Below are 22,139 nucleotides of genomic sequence, written 5' to 3'. Positions count from 1 at the left end.
AAAGATGGGCTGTGATATCCACAGCCGATCAACACTCCCATGTTAGCCCGTCGATCAACACGAACGTTGTAAAACCCGCGTCAAATGGCGGTTCCAAGCGGATCGGGCGGTCCCAATTTCGCACCATGTCGAAAGGGGCGTTCGAGGAGCGGTGGGCGGCCATTGAGCACGGCCGCAAGCAGGGGTTGGTGGAGCTGAGCGACTTCTTCGGGTCGTACGATGTGCTGCCCCTGATCGACCTGGGGCTGCTGGAGAAGACCCACGAGCCGCACCCCTTCGAGCGCTACCAAGGATGTGCGCCAACGGCCGCCGGTGGAGTGTATTTGACCTATGACCACCGCAGGCAGTTGATCATGGTACGATCAGCACATGTGGTTGACCTCTATGCCTTGCTGATGCAGGAAGTGCCGGGCTGGGACCGTATGACCTTCGATGGAACGCGCGATTGGACGGACCATCCTGTTTACGACCCCGGCCTGAAGCACCGCAAGGCCATGGAGGACCTGGTGAACGCAGGCTACAGCACGTTGGCGGCGTTCTGGCGTTCGTACCAAGTGGATGTCAACGAGCTCATTGCCTCCCGCTTCTGCGAATACCGTTTGCTCGATGGTGAAAGCATGGTCTATGCGCTGCAACCCACCGACCGTGGCGAGGAGTTCCTGTTCGGACCACCACGCATGGGCGCACTCTTGGTGAAGCCCGACAAGGGCGCCGAGCTCTTCGTAGCCGTACAGGATCAGCGCGAGGCCCGTTTGGGGGCAACGGGATAGGCCACGCTGGCCATCACCCGCGCAACCGCTTCATCCACGGTGCCCGGCACCAGCGCAACCCCGTGCAGCGCTTTGGCCACAGTTGCAACCGCACTTTCCGGCAACGCCCCATCGTGCGACCACTTCGTGTGCTGCAACCACATGGCTGCGTGCAAAGGATCGGCACCATATCGATCGGCCAACACCTGCGCGGCGTTCTTGCCGATGGCGAAACCGCTCGCTTGGTCGCGTGCGATCTTCATCACCGTGGCGATGGTCTTCGGATGCTGTTCCACTACTTCAGGCCGCGCCACCACCACGAACGCGGGCCACTCCGGGCGGTACTCGTCCACCACCCGCATGGTTCCACTGGTCACATGCTTGGCTGTCACGAACGTGTCCCACAGGAACGCACAAGGACGATCGTCGGCCATGCGGGCCAAGGCACCGCTCAGGTCGTTCACCACTTCGAAGTCGGCAGACGTAGTTGCGCGGCCAAGGCGTTGTGCATGCAACATGCCCATCACATGGCTTCCGCTGTTCATACGGCTCACCAAGTACGGCGCGTCGCGCAGGTCATCGACCGTCCGGACGGAGCTGTTGCCGGGAACGTGAACGCCCCACGTGAGCGGGCTTTCCACCCATGCGCCGATGATGCGCTCCTCTCCCCCGTTGGCGATGTCGCGGACGGCACCCTCCGTCACGAGCACCGCGAGATCCGTTTCGCCCGCGGCCAGCATGCGGCACATGCGGCCGGTGCCTTCACCAACGTCGGTCCATTGCAGATCGATGCCGGCGCGCAGGAACGCACGCCTGTCAATGCCCAGCCGCCACGGCGTATTGTAGGGCTCGGGAACCCCGGCGATGCGGAGCGGGAGAAGAGGCTTTTCAGGTTGGTCGTCCAAGGAGGCGAAGCTTCAGGGTGCAGCGCGCAAAGGAAGTCCCATTGACCTATGCGATGGCCTACATTCGCTCCACGATGAAGAACAGCCGCTCCGCTCCGCGCATATCCATGGACGCACGTGTGCGGTTCGGCCGCCCGTGCGTGCGAGGGACCCGCATTGCCGTGGAAGATGTGTTGAGTTGGCTTGCCTCAGGGATGTCCCACAAGGCCATTATCAAGGACTTTCCCGAGCTGCACGAGGAGGACATTCTTGCTTGCCTGCATTACGCCGCTCGCAGGGAGCGGTATATCCGGTCGCTAGCCTGAATGCTGCTCTTCGACCAGAACATCTCGTTCCGGATCGTGAAGTTGCTCCGGACTTCCTTTCCGGGTTGCGCCCATGTGAGCGACAGGAAGTTGAAAGGCGCTCCGGACCGATCCATCTGGAAGTTCGCCGAAACAACAGGCTCTTGCATTGTCACATTCGACCGGGACTTCGAGGACCTCGCCGCGCTCAAAGGCCCGCCTCCGAAGGTCGTCCTGCTCTGCACGGGAAACACGGGCACTCTTGAATTGGCCCACCTGCTGCGAAAGCACGAGGCGAGCATCAAGCACTTCCTCCACGATCAGGAAATGCGCTCCGTGAGCGTGCTGAGGATCGGCTAGCCCTCACTTCCTTACGTACCCCTCGAAGGTGTTGTGGTCCTTCTCGTGGAGTTCTTCCGGGGTAAGGCTCTTGAAGTACTCGTAGGTGATCTTCAGGCCTTCGGCACGCGAGACTTTCGGCTCCCAGCCCAGGAGCTTTTTGGCCAGCGTGATGTCCGGTTGGCGTTGCATCGGGTCATCCTGTGGCAAAGGCTTGTAGATCACCTTCTGGCTGGTGCCCGTGAGCTTGATGATCTCCTCGGCGAACTGGCCGATGGTGATCTCCGCCGGGTTGCCGATGTTCACCGGGCCGGCGTAGTCGCTCATCAGTAGACGGAAGATGCCTTCAATGAGGTCGTCCACGTAACAGAAGCTGCGCGTCTGGTTCCCCTTCCCGAACACGGTGAGGTCTTCGCCGCGCAGTGCTTGGCCGATGAAGGCGGGCAACACCCGGCCGTCGTTCAATCGCATCCGTGGACCATAGGTGTTGAAGATGCGCACCATGCGCGTCTCCAAGCCGTGGTACGTGTGATAGGCCATGGTGATGGCCTCTTGGAAACGTTTGGCTTCGTCGTACACGCCGCGCGGGCCCACGGTGTTCACGTGGCCCCAGTAATCCTCCGTCTGCGGGTGCACCTGCGGATCGCCGTATACCTCGCTGGTGCTGGCCACCAGGATGCGCGCGCCCTTCGCCTTGGCCAGTCCCAGCAGGTTGTGTGTGCCGAGCGAGCTCACTTTCAGGGTCTGAATGGGGATCTTCAGGTAGTCGATGGGCGAAGCCGGTGAAGCGAAATGCAGGATGTACTTCAACTCGCCGGGCACGTGGACGTATTTGCTTACGTCGTGGTGGTAGAACTCGAAGCCCTTTTTGCCGAAGAGGTGCTCGATGTTCTTCAGGCGGCCCGTGATGAGGTTGTCCATGGCCACCACCTCGTAGCCTTCGGCCATGAAGCGGTCGCACAAGTGTGAACCGAGGAAACCGGCAGCGCCGGTAATGAGGACGCGTTCTTTGCTCATGCGGTGATGGCTGTGCGGCCGATGCTAACGTAGGTGAAGCCCTGGGCCTTCATCTGGTCCAGTTCGAAGAGGTTGCGGCCGTCGAACACCACTTTGTTCTTCAGCAATTCGGCCATGCGTGCGAAGTCCGGGTTGCGGAAGGCGCTCCACTCCGTGGCGATGATCAGCGCATCGGCGCCCTTGAGCGCATCGTATTCGTCGGTAGCGAAATCGATGGAATCGCCTTTCAAGCGCTTCACATTGCCCATGGCCTCGGGGTCGAAGGCGTTCACGGTGGCGCCTTCGGCCAGCAGCGCGTCGATCATGTACAACGCCGGTGCCTCCCGGATGTCGTCAGTGTCCGGCTTGAACGCGAGGCCCCACAACGCGAAGCGTTTGCCCTTCAACGAACCACGGAAGTGTTTCTTGATCTTGGGCATGAGCGCGGTCTTCTGCCATTCGTTCACGTCCATCACACTGTTGATGATGCGGAAGTCGTAACCCGCATCGGCACCGCTTTTGGCCAGTGCCTGCACGTCCTTGGGGAAGCAGCTGCCCCCGTAGCCGATACCCGGGAAGAGGAAACGCTTGCCGATGCGGCTGTCCGTGCCCATGCCGATGCGCACCTTGTCCACGTCGGCCCCAACGGCCTCGCAGAAGTTCGCGATCTCGTTCATGAAGGTGATCTTGGTGGCGAGGAAAGCATTGGCGGCGTACTTGGTCAGTTCGGCGCTGCGCTCGTCCATGAAGATGATGGGGTTACCCTGGCGCACGAAGGGTTTGTAGAGGTCTTCCATCAGCTTCTTTGCACGGTCGCTGCTGGTGCCTACCACCACACGGTCGGGCTTCAGGAAGTCATCCACCGCGAATCCTTCGCGCAGGAACTCGGGGTTGCTCACCACATCGAAAGGCACCGTGGCATGCTTGGCCACGGCGGCGTGCACTTTCTCGGCGGTGCCCACGGGCACGGTGCTCTTGTCAACGAGCACTTTGTAGTCGGTCATGATCTTGCCCAGATCATCGGCCACGCCCAACACGTACTTCAGGTCGGCGCTGCCGTCCTCGCCGGGCGGCGTGGGCAGAGCGAGGAAGATGATCTGCGCCTTGTCCACCGCCGTCTTCAGGTCGGTGGTGAAGTGCAGGCGGCCCTGGCGGATGTTGCGCTCGAAGAGCACGTCAAGGTGCGGTTCGTAGATCGGCACCTTGCCGTCCTTCATCTTCTGCACCTTTTCCTTGTCGATGTCCACGCAGATCACGTGGTTGCCCGTTTCGGCGAAGCACGTGCCCGTGACAAGTCCTACATAGCCTGTTCCTACGACTGCAATGTTCATCTGCTCTTGGTGGTTGTAGCGCTGGTTGCGCCCGTCTTACTGGTTGAAATAGCTTTTCACCGTGGTGGTGATGTGCGCAAGTTGTTGTTCGTCGAGCTCCGTGCTCATGGGCAGGCTCAGCACCTCATGGGTGAGCTGTTCGGTCACCGGCAGCGAGCCTTGCGGGAAGCGGACGCTTTTGTACGCGTTCTGCAAATGGCAGGGCACGGGGTAATAGATCATGGCGGGCACGCCGTTCGCCTCCAGGTGCTTCTTCAGCGCATCGCGGTGACCGCCACCGATGCGCATGGTGTACTGGTGGAACACGTGCGAGCTGCTGTTGCTGCGCGCCGGTGTGGTGATGTGCTCCATGCCTTTGAATGCACCGTCATAATGCGCTGCGGCCTTGTTGCGCGCTGCGGCGTACTGGTCCAACTGCCGCAGCTTGATCCGCAGGACCGCGGCCTGCATGGAGTCGAGGCGGCTGTTCACGCCGATCACCTCGTGGTAGTAGCGCACATCGCTGCCGTGGTTGCACACGCGGCGGATCTTCTTCGCCAATTCCTCATCGTTGGTGAAGAGCGCGCCGCCGTCGCCGTAACAGCCCAGGTTCTTGCTGGGGAAGAAGCTGGTGGTGCCGATGTGGCCGATGGTACCGCTCTTCTGCTTGCGGCCGTTGCTGAAGGCATAGTCGCTGCCGATGGCCTGGCAATTGTCCTCGATGACGAACAGGTTGTGCTCTTTGGCGATGTCCATGATGGCTTCCATGTCGGCGGTCTGGCCGAACAGGTGCACCGGCACGATGGCCTTCGTCTTCGGTGTGATCTTCCGACGGATGTCGGCCGGGTCGATGTTGTAGGTCCCGGGCAGCACATCGGCGAACACCGGTGTGATGCCGAGCAGCGCTACGACCTCCACCGTGGCCACGAAGGTGAACGAGCACGTGATGATCTCGTCCCCGGGCTGCAGGCCCAGGGCCATCATGGCAATTTGCAGGGCGTCCGTGCCGTTGGCGCAGGCGATGACGCTCTTCGCGCCCAAGTACGCCGCCAGTTCCTTTTCGAACTCCTTCACCTCGGGTCCGTTGATGAAGACGGTGCTCTTGATCACGTCCATCAACGCGGCATCCACCTCGCCTTTGATCTTCTCGTACTGCCCTTGCAGGTCCACCATCTGGATGGGCTTCATGCGCGCGGTCGTTTCCATGTTCCGTAGGCTTGTCTTCAGCTTACAAGCGGGCGAAGATATCCCCGCCCCAACATGGACTTGGCCCAACGGGCAGCGGTGTTCCCCGCGTTATCAACGGGACTTCCACAGCGACCTTCGCGGCTACTTTCGCCCCGTTTTGTTTCAGCTTCGCGCATATCTCCTCCTCCTGCTTCTCGGAGCAATGGCCCCCTGCTACGGGCAGAAGAGCCACAGGGATACGTCCGTGGTGATGGTCCCCATCACCGCATCCTACGCCTACCAGATGCCGGGGGGCGACATGGACCTGCGGTTCGGTGCCAACAGCAACATCGGTCTGGAGGCCTACGTGAAGTTCAAGAGCAACTATCTCATCGGCGCCCAAGGCGGGTTCATCTTCGGAAGTAACGTCGAGGAGTACGGTCTGTTGCGCAACGTCATCGACAGCGAAGGGATCATCCGTGATGCCGATGGCAAGGAGGCGAGCGTGCTGGTGTATGAACGCGGCTACCATGTGGGCGGCATCCTCGGGAAGATCATCCCGGTGGCCGGGCCCAATCCCAACAGCGGGCTGCTGCTGAAGTTCGGCGGCGGCTACCTGCGCCATAAGATCCGCATCGAAACCCAGAACCACGTGGTACCTCAGCTGGAGTATGACTACCTGGAAGGCTATGACCGCTTGGCGGCCGGACCATACGTATCGCTCGCGGCAGGCTACCAGCACATCGGCAACAAGCGGCTCATCAACTTCCAGATCACGTTCGAGACGATCTTGGGGTTCACCGAGCCGTTGCGGGCCTTCAACTTCGACACGCGCACCACGGAAACCGGCACGCGCAAGGACATGCTCTACGGGATCCGTGCGGGCTGGACGCTGCCCATCTTCAAGCGGATGGCGGACGATTTCTACATCTACTAGGCCGGCCCATGCCGTTGCTGTACACCATCGCCACGGGCCTCTACCATTGGGGCATCCGGGCGGCGGCACCGTTCAACCCGAAGGCCAAGGCGTGGGTGGAAGGGCGGCGCGGCACTTGGCAGCGGCTACAGTCAAAGGCGGATGTGCTGCAGGGATGCGTGTGGATGCACTGCGCCAGCGTAGGCGAGTTCGAGCAAGGACTCCCAGTAGTGGAGGAACTGAAGCGCAAGCAGCCCGGACTGCCGGTGCTCATTACGTTCTTCTCGCCCAGCGGCTATGAAGCGCGAAAAGAGCACCCGCTCGCCACGCACGTCGAATACCTGCCACCGGACAGCGCTGCCAATGCATCGCGGTTGGTGGAGTTGGTGCATCCACGCGTGACGGTGTTCGTGAAGTACGAATTCTGGTACCACCACCTGCACGCATTGAAGGCGGCGGGCACACCGGTGTTCCTGATCAGCGCCTTGTTCCGCCCCGGACAGCTGTTCTTCCGCTGGTACGGCGCTGCATGGCGCAGCATGCTCCGATGCTACACCCGCATCTTCACCCAGGACGAGGCCTCGCGCCGCTTGCTCGCTGAGATCGGCATCACGAACGCTGAGACCGTTGGCGACACAAGGCCCGACCGCGTGCTGCGCATCGTGGAATCGGATGAAGCACTGCCCATCGCTGCGGCATTCCGGGGCTCACACCGCGTGCTGGTCTGCGGAAGCACATGGCCTGCCGATGAGGATCTGTTGCTGGAAGCACTCGGCAAAGAGCCGAGCGCCAGCCAGTACAAACTGATGGTGGTGCCGCACGAATTGAAGCCCGAACAACTGCAACGCATCGAGGCGCGCTTCCCGAAACCGCTGGTGCGTTGGAGCGAGCTTGAAGGATCCTCGCCGGAGAACATTGCTGCCACCTTGGGCCACGAAGCACAGGGCACGTTGCTGGTGGACCGCATGGGACTGCTCGCCCGGTTGTACAAGTACGCCGATGTGGCGTACGTCGGCGGCGGCTTCGGCGATGGGATCCACAGCGTGCTCGAGGCCGCCGCGTGGGGCAAGCCGGTGCTCTTCGGGCCGAAGCACGTGAAGTTCACGGAAGCAGCAGGCTTGATAGCGGCAGGCGCAGCGCACGAGGTACGCGACGCGGGCACTTTGGCGGCGCCGCTCGAAACGCTCTTCGGCGATGCGGCAGCACTCGCAAACGCCTCGCAAGCGGCACGCAACTACGTGCAAGAAAAGGCCGGCGCCACGCGCACCATCGCCGCGACCATCGGCGATCGTTTGTAAGCCTGTGCAACGCTTGGATGCGCAGGAACGTCAACCGTGGGCCCCAACACCAACCCTCCATGCGCACTCTTCCTGTCGTTGCCGCGCTGGCCACATCGTCCCTTTTCAGTGCGTCCGCATCAGCCTCCCATTTGTGCGGCGCCGAGATCTACCATGACCATATGACTGCCTTGATGTACAACCTCGAGCTGCACATCTACGCCAGTAGTACGATCAATCCCTCGACCTACAACCTGGAAATGGGCGATGGCAACACTGCGCCGATGACGCTTGCACAGATCGACACGCTACCGTCGTTCTGTTGTTCTTACCGCTTGATCTATACCGGGCAGCACACCTATGCCGCTGCAGGGCAATACCCCATCGGCATTGAGCTTTCCGTGCGGAGCGCCGACGTGATCAACATCCCCTTCCCCACCAACCAGAGCATCTGCGTCCGTGGCATCATCAACGCCAGCAGCCCCTTCACTTACAATAGTTCCGTGCGGCTCACCTCACCGCAGACCTATGTGTACTTCAACGGCAACACACTGATCCATGAGACCACGCCTGTTGACGCCGATGGTGACAGCTTGGCCATCACATTGGGGACCCCGTCAGGGAACTTCTGCAACGTGATGCTCGGCTACGACATGCCCCATGAACTGAGCCCGCCCGGCGACACGAGCTGGGTGGACCTGAGCTCCGGACTGTTCCAGTTCCAGGACCCGTTCATCATCGGCGCCTATGTCATCCTGATCAACGTGAACGAATACAGGAACGGCACCTTGGTGGGCCGTGTTCAACGCGATATGAAGTTCTGTTTGAACGGCACGACCTCGGCGGATGTGCCGCCTGCACCGGAGCAGCTTGCACTTGTTCCCATCAGCACTCCGGGGCATTTTGGCCTGCTCGCATCCGGCCCTGCCGTGTGCAGTGTAATGGATGCCGCTGGCCGTGTAGTGGTGAACGAACTGGTGCGGCCGCAAGGCACCCTTGACCTGAGCGCACTGCCCGGTGGCGCTTACACTGTGGTCTTGGCCAATGGACCCTCGACCAGGACCCAGAGCGTCGCCCTGGTCCGGTAATCCATGGACCGGGAACCGCCTGGGCCTCGTTCGAGCACCCTCCCTACTTCACCGTCGCACGCATCTTCAGCACGCCGATGAAGGCTTCGTTGAAGATGTTGAGGCTCATCTTGCTGCGGCCCTTAACACGATCCACGAAAGTGATGGGCACCTCCACGATACGCAGTCCCTTGCGCTTCACGCGGTACTTCATCTCGATCTGGAACGCGTAGCCGATGAACTTGATGGCATCGAGATCGAGCTGGGCCAAGGTGCCGTGCCGGTAGCAAACGAAACCGGCGGTGGTGTCCATGACGCCCAGCCACAAAACCGTACGCACGTACAGCGACGCGCACCAGCTGATGGCCACGCGGTGCCACGCCCAGTCGCGCACGCTGCCGCCGCGCACATAACGACTGCCAACGCTCATACCCACGCCCTCCTGAGCGCAAGCGTTGTACAGTCGGATTAGGTCGTCGGGGTTGTGGCTCATATCCGCGTCCATCTCGAAGATGAACGCATAGTTGCGCTCCAGTGCCCACTTGAAACCTGCGATGTAGGCGGTGCCCAACCCGAGCTTGCCCTTGCGCTCCATCAGGTGCAGGCGCCCAGGCCAGCGGGCCATAAGGTCTTTCACGATGTCCGCAGTACCGTCCGGACTTCCGTCGTCCACCACCAGCACCTGGAACTCCGGTTGCAGCCCGAAAACGCGCGTGAGCACGTCCTCGATGTTCTCTTTCTCATCGTAGGTGGGGATGATGACGAGGCGTTCGGGCACGGGCTGCGGGAAGGCGGCCGAAGATAGAGGGGGGCCGGGGCGCGCTGCTTGTAAGTGCGTCCGGTTCACATGAGTTCACACACCCATTGTTCCGTGTTATGGACTGAACCGCTCGATCCGCGTACGCATGGACGACCCACCGATAATGGTCCACTCCGCGATGTAGGAACCGGCACCGTCGCTGAAGTAACCACGGAGCAGATAGCCGCTCTCGATAAATTGCCAATCGAACATACCCTGATCGATAACGCCATCCCAACACGGGTTGAACATGCCGGACACGTCGAGGTCGATGCGCTGGCCAGCAAGGGTCAGGTAGAGGAATACGAACTCGTTCCGCGGAGGCTCATTCCCAGTGTCCATGCCGAAGAAGGGCCGCCCATCGATGGTGCAGATGAAATCCCAACCGTGCTCAGATCTGCAACGCTGGATGGAATGCTGCGTGGAGTCGAGATCCACCACTCGCCCGGTCAACTCAACATCTTGTAGGAGCCGTACGGTAACGGGGTAGTTGAACAACGAATCGAGGTGAGCGATGTGCCTGGACAAGTCTTCCTGCTTTCCGCCCTTCTTCTGGGCAACCCGGAATCCCGCAAGGGCTTCCTTCCGCTTGTTTTGATGGAGGTACACTTTGGCCAAATGGTAATGCGGCTCGTTGCTTTCGCATTCCACCTTGGTCCACTTCTCCGCCCATAGTTCGGAGTTCGTCTCGTCCCCCAATTCCAGGTACCACTTCGCGATGCTGCTGATCTGATCAATGCGGTCGGCCATGTTCAAGCACTGCATACAAGCCTTGCGCAGACGAATGGCCTCGCCCAACCAGTGCTTCCAGAGCGAATCGTTCACGTCCCTGTAGCACTGCGCTATGGCGTACGCTATATGCGCGCCACATGCCACATCGCTCTTGTCCATCCGACGCTCCAACTTCTTCAGGTCGCCAGCACTGCAGGGTTGCGAATGCGCGACAAGTACCCCGCCGACAAGAGCCACTGTTGTTATGAACCGCGTCAGGTCCATGGGAAGCCCATCACCTCACCAACGTCACATGCCCAGTGCGCTCCACCCTATCACTGGTGAAGGGTTCGCGCATCCAGAGTTTCCAGATGTAGACACCGAGCGGTGTCTGCTGGCCATCAACGAAACTGCCGTCCCAGCCTTGCGCAGGGTCGGTGGTGTCGAAGAGCGGCTGGCCCCAACGATCAAAGATCGCGAAGCGGTATTCTTCCGGTGATGGGTTTCCCAGGACCGGGAAAAAGAAGTCGTTGTGGCCGTCACCATCGGGTGTGAAGCTGTTCGGCACCCACACGCCGCTGCCCACAACGATGATGGTATGGCAGGCTGTGTCGGCGCATGTTGCTGATGCGTATGCGACCAGACAGACCTCGTACTCGCCGGGCTCTTCGTTGGGGAACACGTACAGTGGGTTCTCCGTGGTGCTTTCGTCCAGACTGTCGAACTGCCACAGCCATGCGTTGGCGCCGGAGCTGGTATTGGCGAAGAAGACCTCGGTGTTGGCAATGCTCACCTGCGTATCGGGCAGTGCGTAGAAGGATGCGGTGGGCGGATCAACCACCACCACTGCATCCGTGTACGTGAAGGTGCCGTTGCACCCGTTCCCGGGATCGATCGTCACGGAAAGGTCGTAGGTGCCCGCTAGGTATTCGATGGAATCAGGCTCGCATTCGTTGACGCTGGTGCCGTTGCCGAGGTCCCACACGCACGTGCCCGGCCCGGTATAGCTGCTGGTGATGCTGGCCAGCACAGGCGCGCATCCATTCCCGATGTCGATGGTGATCCCAGGTGCGTTGTTGGGGATGATGGTGACGGTCACCACCGCGCTCTGCGCCGCACACGGCACTGGTGAATTCACGGTATAGGTGTAGTCGCCACCGACAGCAGTGAAGGGATCCACGGTACCGTTCATCGCTGTCCCGTTCGGGTCCGTCCAAGTGCCGCCTGCATCCGGACTTCCACCGAGCAGCGGGAAGAGCGTGAAGGCGGCATCGTTGCTGCACACGGTGATGCTGCCGTCGCTTCCAGCATCGGCGGCGATGCTCACGTTCACCGTCACCACTGATGCGTCATCGACACAATTGCCCTGTCCGACCACACGATAGGTATAGGCGCCGGGCGTATCATTCGCTGGATCGAAAGCACCACCGCTCGGGTTCCCGTTCGGATCGGTCCAGGCGCCCCCTGTTTGCGGTGCACCACCCAGCAACCCGAAGAGCTGAACTGGCGGCGAGGTGTTGCAGTAGGTCGCAATCGCATCAGCACCCGCATCGGGCGCAGGTGTGATGGTAACAGAGACGCTCGCGGTGGCGTTGGCGCACGGCGGAAGGCCTGTCACCGTGTACGTGTAGGCTCCGCTCAGTGCATTGCTCGGGTCCATGACCGCGGTGGTGGCAATGCCGTTGGGATCAACCCATGCCCCACCTGCATCCGGTGTACCAACTAGCAAGGTGAAGAGGTCCACCGGCGCGTCGTTGCTGCACAATTGCGCAACACCGTTGGTGCCCGCATCGGCTTCCGGGCTCACGGCCATGGTCAGTTCAGCGACATCATCGGGGCAGCCCGCGTTGCCGGGCACGGTGTAGGCGTACACGCCCGGTTGCGAAGCACTGGGGTCGAACGTTCCACCGAACGCAACACCGTTGGGATCGGTCCATGAACCGTTGAGGTCCGGCGTTCCGAGCAGCGCGCCGGTAAGTTGGATGGGCGCGCCGTTGCTGCAAAGGGCGATGGCGTTGTCGAGGCCCGCATCCGGACCGGGGTTCACGGTGATAGCGACCACGCTCTGGTCCGGGGGACATGCACCGCCACCGACCGTGTACGTGTAATTGCCTGGCGCATCCGTTCCAGGGTCGAAAACTGGACCGAACGCAACGCCGTTGGGATCGGTCCACGTTCCACCGGCATCGGGGCTTCCGCCCAACTGTGCAAGGAGGGCGAAAGGCGCATCGCCGGTGCACACGGTGATGGCTGCATCGAGGCCGGCATCGGGTACGGGATCCACAGCGACGGTGAGCGTTGATGTTGGTGGTGCACCAGGACAGGTCGCAGGTGCCGGAACTACGTAGGTATAAACACCTGCTGGGTCGAAGGCAGGATCGAACATCGGCGCCACCGCTACGCTGTTCGCATCGAACCATGTGCCCGTATTGTCGGGGGTGCCCAGCAACGAATCGAGCATCGTGAACCCGGGAGCGGTGGCGCACACCGTGATCATGTTGTTCACTCCGGCGTCGGGATCGGGCACCACGTTGATCGTCACGGTCGATTGATCGCCTGGGCAAACAACGCCCACGACCGTGTAGGTATAGGCACCCACCAACGATGATCCGGTGTTGAAAAGGCCAACGAACGGGTCGCCATTGGGGTCGGCCCAAGTACCGCCGCCGGTGGGCGCGCCGCCCAGTTCGTTGAACAAGTTGACAGCGCCCCAACTCTCGCAGAACGTGTTGCTTGCGTCGGTCCCTGCGTCCGGAAGCGCCTCAACAGAGACATTCACACCAGCGGATGCGCCGAGACAGGGTGGAACAGCGGAAATGGTGTAGATGTAACCGCCCTGCGGATCATTTGCCGGATCGAACTGCCCGCTGTGCATGTTCCCATTGGGATCGGTCCATGCACCACCCGCATCAGGAGTGCCACCTAGCGACAAGAAAAGATCGGTGATCGCAGCGTTCTCACAAACGGTGAGCACACCCATGATGCCCGCGTTCGGCGATCCCGTGATCGTTACGGCCACGATCGCACTAGCACTGCCGCATGGCACGATGCCGTTCACCGTGTAGGTGTAGTTGCCTGCCGGATCAATGCTCGGGTCGATGCTGCCGCTGTGTGCGTTGCCGTTCGGGTCGGTCCATGTGCCACCGGCATCCGGACTTCCACCGAGCGCGGGGAAGAGCAATTGTGATGCTCCCTGATCGCACACCGTCAACGCTCCATCCAGACCCGCATCCGGCGATGGGTTGATGGTGACGGTCACTGTACTCACATCACCTGGGCAGGGGGGTACACCAGCGATGGTGTAGGTGTAAACACCGCTGGGGTCAACGGTCGGGTCGACCGTTGGACCGTGCGCATTGCCGTTGGGATCGGTCCATGTTCCCCCGGCATCAGGGCCGCCGCCGAGCGCTGCGAAGAGCGACGTTGGTGCCATGTCTTCGCACAAGGTCCATGCGCCATCTGTTCCAGCAGTGGGCGATCCGGTGATCGTTACTGCAACGACCGAACTTGCACTACCGCACGGCGCTGTGCCATTCACGGTGTAGGTGTAGTTGCCCGCCGGATCAACGCTCGGATCGATGCTGCCACTGTGTGCGTTGCCGTTGGGATCGGTCCATGTGCCACCGGCATCCGGACTTCCACCGAGCGCGGGGAAGAGCGATTGTGATGCTCCCTGATCGCACACCGTCAACGCTCCATCCAGACCCGCATCCGGCGATGGATTGATGGTAACGGTCACCGTGCTCACATCACCTGGGCAGGGGGGTACACCAGCGATGGTGTAGGTGTACACACCGCTGGGGTCAACGGTCGGGTCGACCGTTGGACCGTGCGCATTGCCGTTGGGATCGGTCCATGTTCCCCCGGCATCAGGGCCGCCGCCGAGTGCTGCGAAGAGCGACGTTGGAGCGAAGGACTCACAGAGCGTCCACGCACCATTGGTGCCCGCGTTCGGTGAACCGGAAATGGTGACTGCAACAACAGAGGAGGCATTGCCGCATGGCGCTGTGCCATTCACGGTGTAGGTGTAGTTGCCCGCTGGATCAATGCTCGGGTCGATGCTGCCGCTGTGTGCGTTGCCGTTGGGATCCGTCCATGTTCCGCCTGCGTCCGGACTTCCACCAAGCGCCGCGAAGAGCGTTTGCGGAGCACCTTGATCGCACACGGTGAGCGCGCCGTTGGTGCCGGGATCAGGAAGCGCATTGATCGTCACTGTCACTGTGCTGACATCACCCAAGCACGGTGGAACGGCTGCGATCGTGTACGTGTAGACACCAGCGGGATCATTGGCGGGGTCGACCGTGCCGCTGTGTGCGTTGCCGTTCGGATCGGTCCATGTGCCGCCAGCATCAGGGCCGCCACCGAGCGCCGCGAAGAGCGACGTCGGCGCCATGTCTTCGCACAAGGTCCATGCGCCATCTGTTCCCGCATCGGGAGAGCCGGTGATCGTTACTGCAACGACCGTACTAGCACTACCGCACGGCGCTGTGCCATTCACGGTGTAGGTGTAGTTGCCCGCCGGATCAATGCTCGGGTCGATGCTGCCGCTGTGTGCATTGCCGTTGGGATCAGTCCATGTGCCACCGACGTCCGCACTTCCACCAAGCGCGGCGAAGAGCGACTGCGGCGCTCCTTGATCGCACACGGTGAGCGCGCCGTTGGTGCCGGGATCGGGCAGCGCGTTGATGGTGACCGTAACTGTGCTCACATCTCCAAGGCAAGGTGGAACAGCCGCAATAGTGTACGTGTAGATCCCTGCAGGATCCGTTGCGGGATCAATAGTGCCGCTGTGTGCATTGCCGTTCGGATCGGTCCATGTGCCGCCAGCATCAGGGCCACCACCCAAGGCCGCGAAGAGCGATGTCGGCGCCATGTCTTCGCACAAGGTCCAAGCTCCGTCTGTTCCAGCGGTGGGAGAGCCGGTGATCGATACAGCAACGATCGCACTTGCACTGCCGCACGGCGCTGTGCCATTCACGGTGTATGTGTAGTTGCCCGCGGGATCAACGCTCGGATCGATGCTGCCACTGTGTGCGTTGCCGTTGGGATCGGTCCACGTTCCTCCAGCGTCCGGACTTCCACCGAGCGCGGCAAAGAGCGATTGTGGCGCGCCTTGGTCACACACGGTGAGTGAACCGTTGGTGCCGGGATCAGGCAATGCGTTAATGGACACCGTGACGGTACTGACGTCACCCAAGCAGGGCGGCACCGCCGCGATAGTGTACGTGTACACACCGCTGGGGTCAACGGTCGGGTCGACCGTTGGACCATGCACATTGCCATTGGGATCGGTCCATGTTCCCCCGGCATCAGGGCCGCCACCGAGCGCCGCGAAGAGCGACGTTGGCGCCATGTCCTCGCACAAGGTCCAAGCTCCGTCTGTTCCAGCGGTGGGAGAGCCGGTGATCGTTACAGAAACGATCGCACTTGCACTGCCGCATGGCGCTGTTCCGTTCACCGTGTAGGTGTAGTTGCCTGCTGGATCAATGCTCGGGTCGATGCTGCCACTGTGTGCGTTGCCGTTGGGATCGGTCCACGTTCCTCCAGCGTCCGGACTTCCACCGAGCGCGGCGAAGAGCGGTTGCGGAGCACCCTGGTCGCACACGGTGAGTGAACCGTTGGTGCCGGGATCAGGCAATGCGTTAATGGACACCGTGACGGTACTGACGTCACCCAAGCAGGGCGGCACCGCCGCGATAGTGTACGTGTACACACCGCTGGGGTCAACGGTCGGGTCGACCGTTGGACCATGCACATTGCCATTGGGATCGGTCCATGTTCCCCCGGCATCCGGGCCGCCACCGAGCGCCGCGAAGAGCGACGTTGGCGCCATGTCTTCGCACAGCGTCAGCGTTCCATTCGTACCGGCATCCGGTGTTGCCGTGATCACGACAGTGATCACAGCCACGTCGTCCGGGCACGGAGCATTTCCAAGAACGGTGTATGCATATGCACCGGCAAGATCCACCGCGGGATCGAAGAAGCCATTGTGCGCACCACCGCCCGGAGCGGTCCATGTTCCACCGGGTTGGGCACCACCCAACAATGGGAACAGGTTCGTTGCCCCACCGGTGGCACAAGCCGCGAACGCCGCATCAATGCCCGCGTTGGCAGGTGCCACTTCCATCATCGTAACACCGGCACTTGCGTTCGCACACGGCGGTGTTCCTGGTACGGTGTAGGTGTAGACCCCCGGAGCATCGACCAGTGGATCGTACAAGCCCGAGTGCGCCAAACCACCTGGCGCGGTCCACGTCCCACCTGCATCAGGTGCTCCGGTCAACCCAAGGAAGAGGTCCATTGCTGGCCCGTCGCTGCAAGCAAGGGACCCAGCACTACCGCCGGCATCCGGAGCCGGCGCGATGGTGACAGCCACCACAGCAGCGGCATCGGGACAGGGTGCAGTTCCTAACAGCGTGTACGTGTAGTTGCCTGCCACATCCACCGCTGGATCGAAGACACCACTGTGTGCGGCACCGCCCGGCGCGGTCCACGAGCCACCTGCACCAGGAGCCCCCCCCAAACTACTGATCAGTGCAACAGCCGGGGTGCTTGCGCAAACACTCAGCGCTCCGTTCGCACCAGCATCAACGGCAGCGACTTCCGTCACCGTAACGGTGGCAGTTGCATTGGCGCACGGGGGCAACCCAACAACGGTGTACATGTAGGCACCCGTGGCATCGACGGCGGGATCATACGTGCCACTATGCGCCGTGCCACCCGGACCCGTCCAGCTGCCACCTGGTTGCGGCGCGCCACCCAACAAGGTGAAGAGTGCCAGTGGCCCATCGCTGGAACAGATGGTCAGCACAGCATCGGCTCCGGCATCGGGAGCCGCATTCTCCGTGACCGTTACGGTGGCACTGGCATCCGCACAGGGTGCCGACCCAAGGACCGTGTAGGTATATGCACCCTGCATGTCGACCGCTGGATCGTACGTACCGCTGTGCGCCGCACCACCAGGCGCTGTCCAGGTCCCACCGGCTTGCGGGGCCCCTGCCAGCCAAAAGAACAGCCCCGTGGGTGCTCCATTGGAGCATATGGACAACCCGCCGTTCGTACCTGCAGAGGGTGGAACGTTTTCGGTGACAGTGACCGAAGCTGTGGCAACTGCACAGGGTGCGGTGCCCCAAACCGAATAGGTGTATACGCCTGGACCATCCACGGTCGGATCGTAGTTGCCGGAATGCGCGAGCCCACCTGGGGCCGTCCACACACCTCCTCCTTGGGGTGCACCACCCAACGAAGCGATCAAGCCGACCATTGGACCGTTGGAGCAGACCACAAGCGCACCGTCGATCCCGGCATCCGGAGCAGCATTCTCAGTTACCAAAACCGTGGCAACAGCATCAGCACATGGCACAGCGCCGACAACAGTGTAGGTGTAAACCCCAGGCCCATCAACAGCCGGATCGTACGTGCCGCTGTGTGCTGCACCACCGGGGGCGGTCCATGTTCCACCGGCTTGCGGTGCACCACCAAGCGATGTGAGGAGACCGGTCGCGACACCGTTCACGCACACGGTCAGCACACCGTTCGTGCCAGCGTTCGGCGGTGCGTTCTCGGTCACCGTCACCGTTGCCGTGGCGTTCGCGCAAGGCGGTGTACCAGCAACGGTGTATGTGTATGCACCGGCGCCATCAACAGCCGGATCATACGTGCCACTGTGAGCCGCACCACCGGGTGCAGTCCATGTTCCGCCTGCTTGCGGCGCGCCACCAAGTGAAGCGAAGAGCGCTGATGCAGCACTGTTCGCACAAAGCGTAAGCACGCCGTTCGTTCCAGCGTTCGGCGGTGCGTTCTCCGTCACCGTCACCGTTGCCGTTGCGTTCGCGCAAGGCGCCGTTCCAGCGACGGTGTATGTGTACGCACCGGGTGCATCAACGGCCGGATCGTACGTGCCGCTGTGCGCTGCACCGCCGGGGGCGGTCCATGTTCCGCCTGCTTGTGGCGAACCGCCGAGCGATGCGAAGAGACCTGTTGCAGCACTGTTGGCGCAGACCGTTAGTGCTCCGTTCGTGCCAGCGTTCGGCGGTGCGTTCTCGGTCACCGTCACCGTTGCCGTCGCGTTCGCGCAAGGCGCCGGTCCAGCGACAGTGTATGTGTATGCCCCGGGTGCATCAACAGCCGGATCATACGTGCCGCTGTGCGCTGCACCGCCGGGGGCGGTCCATGTTCCGCCTGCTTGCGGCGAACCGCCGAGCGATGCGAAGAGACCTGTTGCAGCACTGTTGACGCAGACCGTTAGTGCTCCGTTCGTGCCAGCGTTCGGCGGTGCGTTCTCGGTCACCGTCACCGTTGCCGTCGCGTTCGCGCAAGGCGCCGGTCCAGCGACGGTGTATGTGTATGCGCCCGGTGCATCCACCGCCGGGTCATACGTACCGCTGTGCGCTGCGCCACCGGGTGCAGTCCATGTTCCGCCTGCTTGCGGCGCGCCACCAAGTGAAGCGAAGAGACCTGTTGCAGCACTGTTGGCGCAGACCGTTAGTGCTCCGTTCGTGCCTGCGTTCGGCGGTGCGTTCTCCGTCACCGTCACCGTTGCCGTCGCGTTCGCGCAGGGAGGTGCACCAGCAACAGTGTATGTGAATGCGCCGGGTGCATCCACCGCAGGATCGTAGGTGCCGCTGTGCGCTGCGCCGCCTGGGGCGGTCCATGTTCCGCCTGCTTGCGGCGAACCGCCGAGCGATGCGAAGAGACCTGTTGCAGCACTGTTGACGCAGACCGTTAGTGCTCCGTTCGTGCCAGCGTTCGGCGGTGCGTTCTCGGTCACCGTCACCGTTGCCGTCGCGTTCGCGCAAGGCGCCGGTCCAGCGACGGTGTATGTGTATGCGCCCGGTGCATCCACCGCCGGGTCATACGTACCACTGTGCGCTGCGCCACCGGGTGCAGTCCATGTTCCGCCTGCTTGCGGCGCGCCACCAAGTGAAGCGAAGAGACCTGTTGCAGCACTGTTGGCGCAGACCGTTAGTGCTCCGTTCGTGCCAGCGTTCGGCGGTGCGTTCTCCGTCACCGTCACCGTTGCCGTCGCGTTCGCGCAGGGAGGTGCACCAGCAACAGTGTATGTGAATGCGCCGGGTGCATCCACCGCAGGATCGTAGGTGCCGCTGTGCCCTGCGCCGCCTGGGGCTGTCCATGTTCCGCCAGCTTGCGGCGCACCACCAAGTGAAGCGAAGAGACCAGTTGCAGCACTGTTCGCGCACACGGTCAGCACTCCGTTCGTACCGGCATTGGGAGCGGTGGTTTCCGTTACGGTGATGGTCGCCGAGGCATTGGCGCAAGGAGCGTTGCCAAGAATGGTGTAGGTGTAAACGCCGGGAGCGTCAACCAGCGGATCGTAGAGCGCACCGTGGGCCACCCCACCGGGATCGGTCCATGTGCCACCGGCCGATGGACCGCCCAAGAGTGAGCCTAAAAGCGAAACAGGCGCTCCGTTGGAACACACCGTGATCGCGTTGTTCGTTCCTGCGTTCGGCGCCGCGTTCTCCGTGACAGTGACCGTGGCCACTGAGTTCAGGCAGGGCGCAATGCCTGCAACAGTGTAGGTGTATACACCGCTACCGTCCACTGCCGGGTTGTAGTTCGGGCCATGCGCAGCGCCACCGGGGCCGGTCCATGTTCCGCCAGCATCGGGCGTTCCGCCCAGCTGTGCGAACAGCACGAACGGCGCACTGGTGGAACAGATGGTGATGGCCCCGTTAGAACCGGCGTTCGCCGCGGGATTCTCTGTAACAGTTACAGTGGCGGAGGAAGCAGCACACGGCGCGGTGCCCGGAACAGTGTAGGTGTACACACCGGGATTGTCGACCACCGGATCGTAGATCGCGCCGTGAGCAACGCCACCGGGAGCGGTCCATGTGCCACCTGCTTGCGGCGCTCCGCCCAAGGCCAGGAACATGTTCACAGTACCGGTCTGTCCGCAGAGCGTCCAGAATCCGTTGGTTCCGGCGTTCGGTGGGGCCACTTCGGTCACCGCTACGGTTGCCGAAGCAGTGACACAGGGTGCAACACCGTTCACCGTGTAGGTGTACACGCCAGGCACATCGCTGGCCGGATCGTAATTGGGACCATGTGCTGCTCCGCCTGGGGCCGTCCAGGTCCCACCCACCAAAGGCGCGCCGCCCAAACCGCTGAACAATGCAACAGGGCCTGCGTTATCGCACACCTGCAGATTCCCGTTGGTTCCAGCGTTCGGCAGCGGGTTCTCCGTCACGGTAACAGTTGCACTGGCGCCGCCACAGGCATTGCCCACCGTGTAGGTGTACACACCGGGCACATCAACGGAAGGATCGTACGTACCGCTGTGAGCGGCACCGCCCGGTGCAGTCCAAGTCCCACCAGCATCCGGCGTTCCGCCCAGTTCGCCGAACAGCGGAAAGGGTGCAACGTTCTCACACACGGTGATGCTACCGTTCGTCCCCGGATCGAAGGCACCGGCCTGCGGCTGCGTCACCACGAAGTTGATGGACGTACTGACGGTGTTCTCGATCGGGCACGCGCCATCATCCGCCTGGATGAGCACGTTCACCGGTGAGTTGTTGATGTTGGCCGTCCAGCAAATGGTGGCCACTGCCGGGTTGGTGCCGGTAATGGTGAAGGTTGAGCCAGGAAGCAACGTGGCCGCTTGGGATACGACCTGGATGGTGGTTGCCGGGTCAACGTCGGTGAACTCCACATCAACGCACACGTTGGCACCATCGCAGATCTCGATACTGTTGGAACTCGTCACCAGGTAAGTGCCCGCGGGACCGGTGACGCCGGAAATACCCGTTGTCGTTGGTGTGCTTCCGGTGCATGCGATGGCGATGAACATTTGGTCGCGCATCACCTGGCCGATGAGCACGCCATTGGCATCGTACTCGTTCACGAGCACCGCCACCACATAGTTGCCGATGTTGGGCGGGGTGAAGGTCAGCTGGCCGGTTTGTGTGTCGAGCGCCACACCCGGGATCGGCACCGCGCCGGTGAATCCACCTTGGTAAGGCACCGGCACGCCTACGTTCTGTAATGCGGAGATCAGCGCATACGTGATACTGTCGCCATCGGGCTCGGTGATGCCGTAGTTGTAGCTGGCCGGTTGGCCCACGCACACGTAAGGGATGGAGTAATCCGTGAAGACAGGACTGTTGTTGCAGGGCGCTGTTGCATTGTCCAGGTTGGCGGAGACGTACATCCCCGGCACGCCCATGAGGTTGTTGGTGCCTGCCCTACAGCAGAGATCCCAGCTGATCGTCCAGTCGTTGCACGCCGCCAGGTTCACCACCACGGTGAACTGGTAGTGTTCAATGCCTGGCAAGGCACCGCCGTTGCAGGTGCTGTTCGGGATCTCCGCCGCGCAGAGCTGGCTCACCTCGGTGGGCACGGGTGCAGGCAGCGAGTTCAGGGAGAAGCTGACGCCGCAATCACTTTGGAAATTGAGGTCCTGGGGGATCATGGCGGCCCCCGAGCAATCCAGGAAGAGATCAAGCGTCACCTCGTAGCTGGTTCCACCAAGGCACTCGTACGTGATGTTGCCCCCGGCGAAGTGGCCGGCCCTCAACCCGCTGGCGCAGCCCAATAGTGCGGCCAGGAGGACGCTTCGGAAGGCGGGCATGGAGGGGAAAGCCATGAGGGGCCGGGAAA

Annotated in this window: 13 protein-coding genes; 6 read left to right on the top strand and 7 right to left on the bottom strand. The window is 62.0% G+C overall.

Annotated elements, in window-relative coordinates:
- The first annotated feature begins 125 nt into the window (after positions 1–125).
- The gene (locus tag IPJ76_11545; GenBank protein ID QQR85248.1) at positions 126–770 is read left to right on the top strand and encodes a hypothetical protein; all 645 of its coding nucleotides are present in this window, start codon (positions 126–128) and stop codon (positions 768–770) included.
- On the opposite strand, the gene IPJ76_11540 is transcribed toward IPJ76_11545, so the two are convergent.
- Positions 737–1,654 (bottom strand): ABC transporter substrate-binding protein, encoded by a 918-nt coding sequence (locus IPJ76_11540; protein ID QQR85247.1) that lies wholly within the window; start codon positions 1,652–1,654, stop codon positions 737–739. The genes IPJ76_11545 and IPJ76_11540 overlap by 34 nt on opposite strands.
- 74 nt (positions 1,655–1,728) lie before the next feature.
- On the opposite strand from IPJ76_11540, the gene IPJ76_11535 reads away from it, so the two are divergent.
- Positions 1,729–1,959 (top strand): DUF433 domain-containing protein, encoded by a 231-nt coding sequence (locus IPJ76_11535; protein ID QQR85246.1) that lies wholly within the window; start codon positions 1,729–1,731, stop codon positions 1,957–1,959.
- Positions 1,960–2,298 (top strand): DUF5615 family PIN-like protein, encoded by a 339-nt coding sequence (locus tag IPJ76_11530; GenBank protein QQR85245.1) that lies wholly within the window; start codon positions 1,960–1,962, stop codon positions 2,296–2,298.
- Between the two features lie 3 nt (positions 2,299–2,301).
- Here the strand turns inward: IPJ76_11530 and IPJ76_11525 are convergent, their stop codons facing one another.
- The 3 genes from IPJ76_11525 to IPJ76_11515 are packed head-to-tail and all read right to left on the bottom strand — an operon-like array spanning position 2,302 to position 5,771.
- Complete coding sequence (locus IPJ76_11525) at positions 2,302–3,294, bottom strand: SDR family oxidoreductase (protein QQR85244.1); 993 nt, start codon at positions 3,292–3,294, stop codon at positions 2,302–2,304.
- Positions 3,291–4,604, bottom strand: a complete 1,314-nt coding sequence (locus IPJ76_11520) for a UDP-glucose/GDP-mannose dehydrogenase family protein (protein ID QQR85243.1) — start codon at positions 4,602–4,604, stop codon at positions 3,291–3,293. The genes IPJ76_11525 and IPJ76_11520 overlap by 4 nt, the downstream gene beginning before the upstream one ends.
- Positions 4,605–4,640: 36 nt before the next feature.
- Positions 4,641–5,771, bottom strand: a complete 1,131-nt coding sequence (locus IPJ76_11515; protein QQR85242.1) for a DegT/DnrJ/EryC1/StrS family aminotransferase — start codon at positions 5,769–5,771, stop codon at positions 4,641–4,643.
- 202 nt (positions 5,772–5,973) lie between these two features.
- Between IPJ76_11515 and IPJ76_11510 the strand changes: the two genes are divergently transcribed.
- Genes IPJ76_11510 through IPJ76_11500 form a run of 3 tightly spaced genes read left to right on the top strand, consistent with a single transcriptional unit; the run spans position 5,974 to position 9,031 of the window.
- Positions 5,974–6,687, top strand: a complete 714-nt coding sequence (locus IPJ76_11510) for a hypothetical protein (GenBank protein QQR85241.1) — start codon at positions 5,974–5,976, stop codon at positions 6,685–6,687.
- Positions 6,688–6,695: 8 nt separating this feature from the next.
- A complete protein-coding gene (locus tag IPJ76_11505; protein QQR85240.1) occupies positions 6,696–7,964 on the top strand; it encodes a 3-deoxy-D-manno-octulosonic acid transferase in 1,269 nt (422 codons plus the stop codon).
- A gap of 59 nt (positions 7,965–8,023) precedes the next feature.
- Positions 8,024–9,031 (top strand): hypothetical protein, encoded by a 1,008-nt coding sequence (locus IPJ76_11500; protein ID QQR85239.1) that lies wholly within the window; start codon positions 8,024–8,026, stop codon positions 9,029–9,031.
- A 43-nt stretch (positions 9,032–9,074) separates the two neighbouring features.
- Here IPJ76_11500 and IPJ76_11495 read toward each other — a convergent pair whose 3' ends face one another.
- The 3 genes from IPJ76_11495 to IPJ76_11485 form a co-directional block, all read right to left on the bottom strand.
- Positions 9,075–9,788 carry a polyprenol monophosphomannose synthase gene (locus IPJ76_11495; GenBank protein QQR85238.1) on the bottom strand — a complete coding sequence of 238 codons (714 nt, stop codon included), beginning with the start codon at positions 9,786–9,788 and terminating at the stop codon, positions 9,075–9,077.
- 96 nt (positions 9,789–9,884) lie between these two features.
- The gene (locus tag IPJ76_11490; protein ID QQR85237.1) at positions 9,885–10,805 is read right to left on the bottom strand and encodes a hypothetical protein; all 921 of its coding nucleotides are present in this window, start codon (positions 10,803–10,805) and stop codon (positions 9,885–9,887) included.
- Between the two features lie 10 nt (positions 10,806–10,815).
- On the bottom strand, positions 10,816–22,110 hold the full coding sequence (locus IPJ76_11485) for a gliding motility-associated C-terminal domain-containing protein (GenBank protein QQR85236.1): 11,295 nt from the start codon (positions 22,108–22,110) through the stop codon (positions 10,816–10,818).
- Between the last annotated feature and the right edge of the window lie 29 nt (positions 22,111–22,139).

Source organism: Flavobacteriales bacterium (assembly GCA_016699575.1).
GTDB lineage: Bacteria > Bacteroidota > Bacteroidia > Flavobacteriales_F > PHOS-HE28 > PHOS-HE28.
This window is presented reverse-complemented; position numbering and strand designations above follow the sequence as displayed.